This is a genomic window from Limosilactobacillus coleohominis (assembly GCF_016901675.1).
Taxonomy (GTDB): Bacteria; Bacillota; Bacilli; order Lactobacillales; family Lactobacillaceae; genus Limosilactobacillus; species Limosilactobacillus intestinavium.
This window is the reverse complement of record NZ_JACJKU010000060.1, coordinates 1-9,096: the sequence shown is the minus strand read 5'-3', so window position 1 is coordinate 9,096 and position 9,096 is coordinate 1. Positions and strand designations below refer to the sequence as shown.

8 protein-coding genes are annotated in these 9,096 nt (G+C 39.2%); all 8 read right to left on the bottom strand.

Annotated elements, in window-relative coordinates:
• Positions 1 to 125 precede the first annotated feature (125 nt).
• Complete coding sequence (smpB, locus tag H5975_RS06180) at positions 126 to 599, bottom strand: SsrA-binding protein SmpB (RefSeq protein ID WP_204785319.1); 474 nt, start codon at positions 597 to 599, stop codon at positions 126 to 128.
• A 22-nt stretch (positions 600 to 621) separates the two neighbouring features.
• Positions 622 to 2,982, bottom strand: a complete 2,361-nt coding sequence (gene rnr / locus H5975_RS06175; protein ID WP_204785318.1) for a ribonuclease R — start codon at positions 2,980 to 2,982, stop codon at positions 622 to 624.
• An 81-nt stretch (positions 2,983 to 3,063) separates the two neighbouring features.
• Complete coding sequence (gene secG / locus H5975_RS06170) at positions 3,064 to 3,303, bottom strand: preprotein translocase subunit SecG (RefSeq protein WP_178661459.1); 240 nt, start codon at positions 3,301 to 3,303, stop codon at positions 3,064 to 3,066.
• A 50-nt stretch (positions 3,304 to 3,353) separates the two neighbouring features.
• Complete coding sequence (locus H5975_RS06165; protein WP_204785317.1) at positions 3,354 to 4,916, bottom strand: ClC family H(+)/Cl(-) exchange transporter; 1,563 nt, start codon at positions 4,914 to 4,916, stop codon at positions 3,354 to 3,356.
• Positions 4,917 to 4,967: 51 nt separating this feature from the next.
• Positions 4,968 to 6,353 (bottom strand): amino acid permease, encoded by a 1,386-nt coding sequence (locus H5975_RS06160; RefSeq protein ID WP_178661455.1) that lies wholly within the window; start codon positions 6,351 to 6,353, stop codon positions 4,968 to 4,970.
• A 137-nt stretch (positions 6,354 to 6,490) separates the two neighbouring features.
• Complete coding sequence (eno, locus tag H5975_RS06155; protein WP_178661453.1) at positions 6,491 to 7,813, bottom strand: phosphopyruvate hydratase; 1,323 nt, start codon at positions 7,811 to 7,813, stop codon at positions 6,491 to 6,493.
• A 90-nt stretch (positions 7,814 to 7,903) separates the two neighbouring features.
• A complete protein-coding gene (gene tpiA, locus H5975_RS06150) occupies positions 7,904 to 8,653 on the bottom strand; it encodes a triose-phosphate isomerase (RefSeq protein WP_204785316.1) in 750 nt (249 codons plus the stop codon).
• Between the two features lie 85 nt (positions 8,654 to 8,738).
• Positions 8,739 to 9,096: phosphoglycerate kinase (gene pgk / locus H5975_RS06145; RefSeq protein WP_204785315.1), on the bottom strand; the 358-nt coding region annotated here is incomplete at its 5' end.

Below are 9,096 nucleotides of genomic sequence, written 5' to 3'. Positions count from 1 at the left end.
TCCAGCTAAATACATTTGAACAGCTTTAAGCTTAACTTCAAGACTAAATTTAGTCATAGTAAACCCCCATAGTTAGAATTTTTCGTCCAACTATGGGGGTTCACTTCAAAAATTGATTCATCCTTTTAATAATGTTTCATAACCCGTTCAATTTGGCGTTCTTGTTCACGCCGTTTAATATCATTCCGCTTATCATATTCATGCTTACCCTTTGCCAGTCCTAAAAGAACCTTTGCAAAACCATGTTTCAAATAAACTTTTAGCGGAATTAAAGTAACCCCTTTAACACTCATTTCTCCAGCAAGTTTTTTTAACTCTTTTTTATGGAGTAATAATTTGCGATTACGAAGAGGATCGTGATTAAAGATGTTTCCATTATCATATTCACTGATGTGAACATTCATTAACCAAAGTTCACCATTATGGAATTGTGCATACCCATCTTTTAAATTTATTCTACGTGCTCGAATAGATTTAATTTCTGTGCCCGTAAGTACAATTCCTGCTTCATAAGTCGCCATAACACTATAGTCATGGCGAGCTTTTTTATTTTGTGCAACTAAATTATCATTTGGCCCTTGATGCTTTTCTTTTGCCATCCTATCACCTCATGATTATATATTAACGACGTTTCTTACGGTCAAAATTTCGGCCATGACCGCGTTTATCTCCACCATGGCGAGTTTGTCCACGATTAATTTGCCGATTATTCAAATGACCGTTTTCACGATTTCCATGATTATTACGCCGATTACTGTGACCGTGGTTTTGGTTACGACGTCCATGACCATGACGACCATTATCACGTCCAACTCGTAATTTAGTTACTGGTGCATCTTCTGGATTGACCATTTCAAAGTCAACTTCACGTTGATCTTTATCAACCCGTAACAATTTAACTTTTACAGGTTGACCAATTCGAAAGATATGGTGGTTACTTCTCCCAACCAAGGCCATTTGCTTTTCAACGTATTCATAATAGTCATCATTCATTGCGCTAATATGAATTAAACCTTCAACAGTATTAGGTAATTCCACAAACAGACCAAATTTCATCACTGAACTAACAACAGCGTCAAAGGTTTCACCGATATGGTCTTCCATATACTCAGCTTTCTTCATGCTATCAACATCACGTTCAGTATCAATTCCCCGCCGTTCAGTAACGGAAGTATGTTCTGCAATTTCCGGCAACTTATCACGATATTTTGCCTTAGCGGACTCATTTGTACCATGATCACGATACCATTTAATGAGGCGATGAACAGTTGTGTCTGGATAACGACGAATTGGTGAAGTAAAGTGTGTATAATACTCTGCTCCTAGACCAAAGTGGCCTAATTCGTCAGCAGAGTACTTGGCTTGTTGCATACTTCTCAACATCATGACTTGAACCATTTCTTCTTCTGGGGTTCCTGCCACCTGCTTCAATACCCTTTGCAGCATCTTCGGCTTAACATTATTTAAGTCACCCTTCATTTCAATCCCAAGAGCACTCAAAAAATCGGCAAAATCTTTAATCCGATCACCATCTGGTTTCTCATGAATCCGGTACAAAAATGGGACATGAAGATGATCAAAATGTTCGGCAACTGTTTCGTTAGCAGCTAGCATAAATGATTCAATCATTCGTTCTGACAAGCCACGTTCACGAAGTTGAATGTCGGTTGGATGACCATTTTCATCAACAATAATTTTGGCCTCTGGTGCTTCGAAATCAATCGCCCCGCGACGATGACGGTGTTTTAACAAGATTTTATGTAATTCAGCCATCGTTTGGAACATTGGAACTAATTCCTTGTACTGTTCCTTGGTTTGCTGATCATCAGATTCTAAAACCTTATTAACAGCCTTATATGTCATTCGCGCATGTGACTTGATAACACTAGGAAAAATTTCATGTTTAACAATATTCCCCTGCTCATCAATTTCCATTTCACATGACATCGCTAATCGTTCTTCGTTTGGATTTAATGAACAAATTCCGTTAGATAAACGCCGTGGTAACATCGGAATTACCCGATCGGTCAAATATACTGACGTTCCACGTTTAAATGCCTCATCGTCTAAGGGCGTACCAGGTTGCACATAGTGGCTAACATCAGCGATGTGTACCCCTAAGTGGTAATGACCATTATCCATTTTCCAAGCAACAACGGCGTCATCCAAGTCTTTGGACTCAATACTATCAATGGTCACTAATGGTTGATTAGTGATATCTTTACGGCCCTTTTTCTCTTCAGGAAGCACTTTTAATGGAATTTGATTGGCCTGGTCCATTGCTTCCTTAGGGAATTCATGGGGAACATCATGAGCATAAACCACAGATAAAATATCAATTCCTGGTTTATTTTTATCACCAACTACTTCCGTGACTGCTCCTGTTAATACTTCTGGAGAATCGTCAGTAGGGTAATTCTCAATCGTTGCCGTTACAATTTCACCATCTTGAGGATGCAATCCCTTATCAGATACATAGAACTTTAAGTGACTCAGTTTCTTATCCTTCAAAATGATTTCGCCAATATAATTACCCATCGTTAGGTTTTTAAATTCACCAACTACGTGATCATAATGATGGGCAATAATTTCTTCAACTTGTCCTTCAGGTCCCTGGTCAGACCGGGGATCACCTGCACGAAGAATCTTTACTTGTACTTCATCTCCTGATAAGGCATGTTTAGTATGATCAGGGTTAACATAGATATCTGGCATGCTGTCATCGTATGCTACAAACCCGAATCCCTTGCTATTACCATGAAAAACCCCAGTAATTAACTGTTTTTGCGGGACTAGCTTAAATTCTCCACTATCAGTTACTTCGACTTTGCCCTCACGCTCTAATTGAGCTAATGATTGAACAATCGGAGTAAAGTCCTCCGCATCTGTCATGTTCAACTTTCTGGCAATTTTTTCTGCTGATAAACTGATGGTGGGATTTTCTTCCAGATCCGCTAAAATCTTAGCTTTTAATTCTGTCATATTGTTCCTTCCTATACGTTTTTAAATAAAACAAAAGGCTGCGAAATAACAACCGTCATTTCTCAGCCTCTCCTGTGTTTTTTAGTGTGCAGAAACGTAAACTAATGCTAATGCCAAAATAAAGAATATGGCACCTACAATTGTCGTTACGATTTGCATAACAGCCTCAAAGCCTCGTGCTTTGCGACGTGAAAAAAGATCACCTGCACCACCCGTTAAGGCAGACATGGCATCATTATCATTCTTGGCTGGCTGCATCATAACACATGCGATCAAAACGACGCAGTCAATTAAGAAGAGGGTCATTAACGTATTTTGCAAAATCTTTCCTCCTAATTTCCCACTATATAACTATTTAATGATAACATACTCTATTTACTTTGACTAGTTTTCCCGTAATGAGCGGCCTCATTAATAACATGCTGGTTAGTTAAGTGATGGTGCCCTGTTAACTGGATAACTAGCGTATCACCGACCTGCAGTCTAGTCATACCACGTGGTACTAATTCTTCTTCACCACGGTAAATCGCCAACACCAGGCTACCTTGTGGCCAGTTAAAATCTTTAATTAAACACCCATCTAATCGTGACCCAGCAAATATGGAAACAGTCATTTGAGTCATTCCTACAAGTTCTTTTCTTGGACTACGGTGAATAAAATTATTAAACATTGCCATATAAACTGGTAAACCACCAAGAATGTCATTAATGACGTATGCTGTCACCGCAACTACCGCTAGTGGCATTAAGTGCGTCATTGAGCCAACCATCTCAGTAATTAATAAAATTGCGGTAAAAGGTGCTTTTGAAATACAAGCAAAATAACCTGCCATCGCATAAATCACATAATTATCTAGGTATTCTTTAGGTACCAGTCCAAGAGAAATCATTGTGACACAGTAGCACGCACCAATTACAGCACCTAAAGTTAGGATTGGCAAAAAGATTCCTCCAGGAATTTCTGAACCATAGCTAATCATTGAAAAGACAAACCGCAAAATCAAGAATCCAAATAATAGCGGAATTGAAAGTGGCAATTTGGGTAATGAAATAATTAGATTATTCCCACCGCCTAGTGTTACCGGCCAGAACCAAGCAATTGGAATTACTAACAGGAACGGTACTAATGGATACCAACTTGGTTTAAACCATGTTACTTTACGGCTCCACGTTCCTAAATTTAAAATCACGTACTGATAGACGCGGCCCAAAATGCCTAAAATAATTCCCAAAATAATTAAGTGAACATACTGATTAGCAGGGAATAACACTTCGTGTGGTAAATCAAGATCCGGCCTTAAGCCAAAGAATGACATGGAAACCCCGTTTGCACAGACGGCACTTATAAATACTGATAACCACACCAAAGGTGAAAAGTTATGGTATACCTCTTCTAAAATAAACATTGAACTCGCAATAGGAGCATTAAAAGCTGCGGACAAGCCAGCGGCCGCTCCAGATGCGATTCCAACCCGTTTTTCAATTTTAGTTACTTGGTTAAACTCAGCAAATCCTTGTCCAATAGTAGCACCTAACTGAATGGAAGGTCCTTCTCGACCAAGAAATAATCCAGAACCAATACTAAAGATACCGCCAACAAACTTACGCCACAATACTGGCCACCATTCTTCATCAAATTGGCCCGTTAGTTGTCCTTCAACTTGCGGAATCCCCGACCCTTTAATATTAGGATTTTTTTGTGACATTTCCCCTAAAATTAAAGCTAAAATTATGGAGCCAATTGTCCATGGAATTAACCATATTGGCTGGTGGTGAAAAAAGCGAAAACAGGCAGTCACCCAAGAGAGTGCATACTGGATGGTTAAGCGAAATACGCTTACTACTAGACCGGTAGCTATCCCAATGATGATTGCCCGTCCAATCTGTCTAATATTGCTAAAGTTTAATTTTCCAAAATGTAGTACTTTCAACATTGCCACTCCAAAAATTTAGTCTTTCTAGAGTGTACCACAATCTTTGAAACTTTAGCGACTTGATAATGTCGATTTATGACGTAAGCAGTAAACAATAGTAGCAATAATCAATACCGCTGCTCCAACAATTACGGATACCCGTGTATCAGGATTAATAAACATAAAAATTACAATAACGACTAGCATCACAAATGCAAAGTAGTTTGATAATGGATATAAAGGAAGCTTAAATGGATGTTCCTTCATCAATTCAGGATTATTATGACGGAATTTCAATTCAGCCAATAAAATCACAAACCATGGGATCATTCCCGGCAGTACGGAGGAACTGAACACAACAACAAACAAATCAGACGTAGATTTGTTGTACATGGTTGCAATCATATTCAGAAGAAAACCAATCAGAATCCCTCCAGAAATCCCTAAAATAGCAGCATCTGGAACAATTCGCTTTGATAGTCTTCCAAAAATTTTTGGAGCATCCCCTTCATGGGCCAGCTTGAACAACATTCGACTAGAACTATAAATCCCCGAATTTGCCCCTGAAAGTGCAGCTGTTAGCACCACAAAATTGATAATTGATGCTGCAGCCGTAATCCCCACTTTAGCAAAAGTGGAAACAAAAGGTGAACCCACAGCACTTAACTTATTCCAAGGATAAATAGTAACAATAACAAAGATCGCACCAACATAGAAGATCAGGATACGAAGTAGAACTGACTTCACTGATTTAACAATTGCATTTTGTGGGTTAGCAACTTCTCCGGCAGAAATACCGAGTAATTCGATTCCTTCATATGATCCGACAATGATTGACATTGAGAAAAAGAATCCTTTAACTCCGCCAGTAAAGAAACCACCATGTGCCCATAAATTAGAAAAACCAGTTGGATGACCACCATTACCAAATCCAAAGAAAATTACCATAAAGCCAAGCAAAATCATCATGATAATGGTAACCACCTTGATCATTGCAAACCAAAATTCTAGGGAACCATATGCTTTCGCACTCGCCAAGTTTGCTAACACCAGAAAGACAATAATAATAATTCCAGCAAACCAGGTGTTTAAATGTGGCCACCAATATTTCAGGTATTCTGTTGCAGCAACAACTTCTGACATTCCCACAACAATATATTCAAACACGTTCGCCCATTTTGCGAGGTAACCAGCCAATGGATGAACATATTCGGTTGCATAATCAGCAAATGATCCTGTCCCTGGATTAATGTAAATCATTTCTCCTAGTGCACGCATTACGATATACAGGATCAAACCGACAAAAGCGTACGCAAGCAGTACAGACGGCCCAGTCCACTTAATGGTTGATGTAGATCCCATAAACAGCCCGACACCAATCGCACCACCTAACGAAATCATTTCCATTTGTCCAGCAGTCATAGTACGAGACAATTCTGGAGCATCATGTTTACTCATTAACCAATTCACTTCCTTTAATAATCTGGAGTTATTATAAAGAAGCCCAAATAAAAAATCAATGAGAAATTTTTAATTGATATTCAAAAAAGGCCCGGTATTAATACCGAGCCTTTTCAATAAACTATCACCATTAATTAGCGATTTTCAATGTCTAACTTAGCTTGTTCGCTTAAGTTGTAGAATGAACGAATACCCTTGTATTTAGCAACGTCGCCAAGGTTATCTTCAATCCGCATTAATTGGTTGTACTTAGCAAGACGGTCAGTCCGGCTCATAGAACCAGTCTTGATTTGTCCTGCATTTGTAGCAACAACTAAGTCAGCAATAGTGGTATCTTCAGTTTCACCAGAACGGTGTGAAACAATAGCAGTGTAACCAGCTTCCTTAGCCATTTCAATTGCTTCAACAGTTTCAGTTAAAGTACCAATTTGGTTAAGCTTGATTAAGATAGAGTTTGCAGCACCCATCTTAATACCCTTAGCTAAGTAATCAGTATTAGTAACGAAGAAGTCGTCACCAACTAATTGAACTTTCTTGCCAAGCTTCTTGGTAATGGTTACCCAGTCATCCCAGTTGTTTTCATCAATTGGGTCTTCAACAGATACAACTGGGTACTTTTCGATAATTCCTGAAAGGTAATCGATCCATTCTTCAGTTGTAAATTCTTCACCAGTTGACCAACGAAGCTTGTACTTCTTGTCATCATCATTCCATAATTCTGAAGCAGCAACGTCAAAGGCGATAGCTACGTCCTTACCTGGCTTGTAACCAGCATCCTTAATTGCCTTAATTAAGAATTCAAATGGTTCTTCATTGTTTGCGAAGTCAGGTGCAAATCCACCTTCGTCACCAACAGAAGTTACCTTGCCAGCATCTTCCAATTCCTTCTTTAAAGCATGGAAAGTTTCGGAACCCATCCGAATAGCTTCACGAATAGTTGGAGCACCAACAGGCATAATCATGAATTCTTGGAAGTCAACCTTGTTATCAGAGTGAGCACCACCATTGATAACATTCATCATAGGGGTTGGCATAACATGAGCATTGAAGCCGCCTAAGTAATTGTATAAAGGAACTTGTAATTCATCAGCAGCAGCACGTGCAGCAGCTAATGAAACGGCTAAGATGGCGTTTGCACCTAACTTACCCTTGTTTGGAGTACCGTCCAACTTAATCATTGCCTTATCAATAGCAATTTGGTCGGTAACTTCCATACCAACAATTTCCTTAGCAATAACGTTGTTAACGTTAGCAACGGCCTTTAACACACCCTTACCGCCAAAACGGTTCTTATCACCGTCACGAAGTTCAACAGCTTCATGTTCACCGGTAGAAGCACCAGATGGAACAATTCCACGGCCTACTCCGCCAGCTTCAGTATAAACTTCAGCTTCAACAGTTGGGTTTCCACGTGAGTCAAGGACTTCACGAGCATAAATATCTGTAATAAGTGACATTTTATTTCTCTCCTCCAGAATAAATTGGAAAGCTTTATGCTTACAGCTTCCATTGTATTATTTTGTGAACCCTAAAACAAGTCTAAATAATTAGTGGTTAACCAATTTTAAAAAGGTCACTGGGTCTAGACTAGCACCACCTGCTAGTATCCCATCAATATCTTGACTGGCCATTAACTTATTAACATTTTGGGTATTAACACTCCCACCATATAGGATTCTCATTTGATCAGCAGTTTCTTCACCATACATATCTGCAATCGTCTGGCGAATTAAGTAGCAGCCCTCTTCAGCTTCGGCAGGATCCATACTTTCTCCAGTTCCAATAGCCCAACTTGGTTCATAGGCAATTACAACTTTATTGACATTTTCTGGCTTAAGATCCTTCAAATCAGCAAGAATACGGCTAACAACCCAATGGACTTTTTTACCTGCAACCCGACGTCCCATCGTATCATCACAACAAACGATCGGACATAAACCGGCATCTAAAGCTGCATGAACTTTTAAATTAATCAGTTCATCGGTTTCATTAAATAATTGCCGCCGTTCAGAATGCCCTAATATCACATGATGAACTCCTGCACTATATAAACTAGTTGGACTAGTTTCTCCTGTATAGGCTCCTGCATCCTTGTAGTAACAATTTTCTGCGGTAATTTTTAAAGGTGTTCCTGCAGTGGCTTTGACCATCGGTACTAAAGCAATCGTCGGCGCTGCCAGAATTGTTTCTTGTACTTTAGGGTCTGGTAAGTCATTTTTAATTTGATCAACAAATTCAACAGCTTCATCAACCGTTTTATTCATTTTCCAGTTTCCAGCTATAATTGGTGATCTCATTAGCAATTTCTCCTTTAATGATTTATTAGACATAAAAGGAGGTAATATAAACTCTCGTTCATTCTTACCTCCTAATCATTATTGTTTACTTATCAGAAATTGCATCAATTCCTGGAAGAACCTTACCTTCAAGGTATGTTAATGAAGCACCACCACCAGTGGAAATGTGGGATAATTTATCTGCAATTCCCAGTTGCTTAGCAGCTGCAGTGGAGTCACCACCACCGACAATTGTTGTGGCATCTGAAAGGTCACCCAAGAACTTACCAATTGCTAATGTACCCTTAGCAAAGTTTGGCATTTCAAAGACACCCATAGGGCCATTCCATACAACAGTCTTAGCATCTTTCAAAACATTTTCAAATTCTTCAATTGACTTTGGACCAATGTCTAAGCCCATCCAGCCATCAGGAATGTCACCTTCTACTACCTTAGTGTTAGCA

Coding starts and splice junctions, on each gene's coding strand:
- H5975_RS06165 (WP_204785317.1), bottom strand. CDS start 4,916: ATGTTGAAAGTACTACATTTTGGAAAATTAAACTTTAGCAATATTAGA.
- eno (WP_178661453.1), bottom strand. CDS start 7,813: ATGTCACTTATTACAGATATTTATGCTCGTGAAGTCCTTGACTCACGT.
- rnr (WP_204785318.1), bottom strand. CDS start 2,982: ATGACAGAATTAAAAGCTAAGATTTTAGCGGATCTGGAAGAAAATCCC.
- H5975_RS06160 (WP_178661455.1), bottom strand. CDS start 6,353: ATGAGTAAACATGATGCTCCAGAATTGTCTCGTACTATGACTGCTGGA.
- tpiA (WP_204785316.1), bottom strand. CDS start 8,653: ATGAGATCACCAATTATAGCTGGAAACTGGAAAATGAATAAAACGGTT.
- smpB (WP_204785319.1), bottom strand. CDS start 599: ATGGCAAAAGAAAAGCATCAAGGGCCAAATGATAATTTAGTTGCACAA.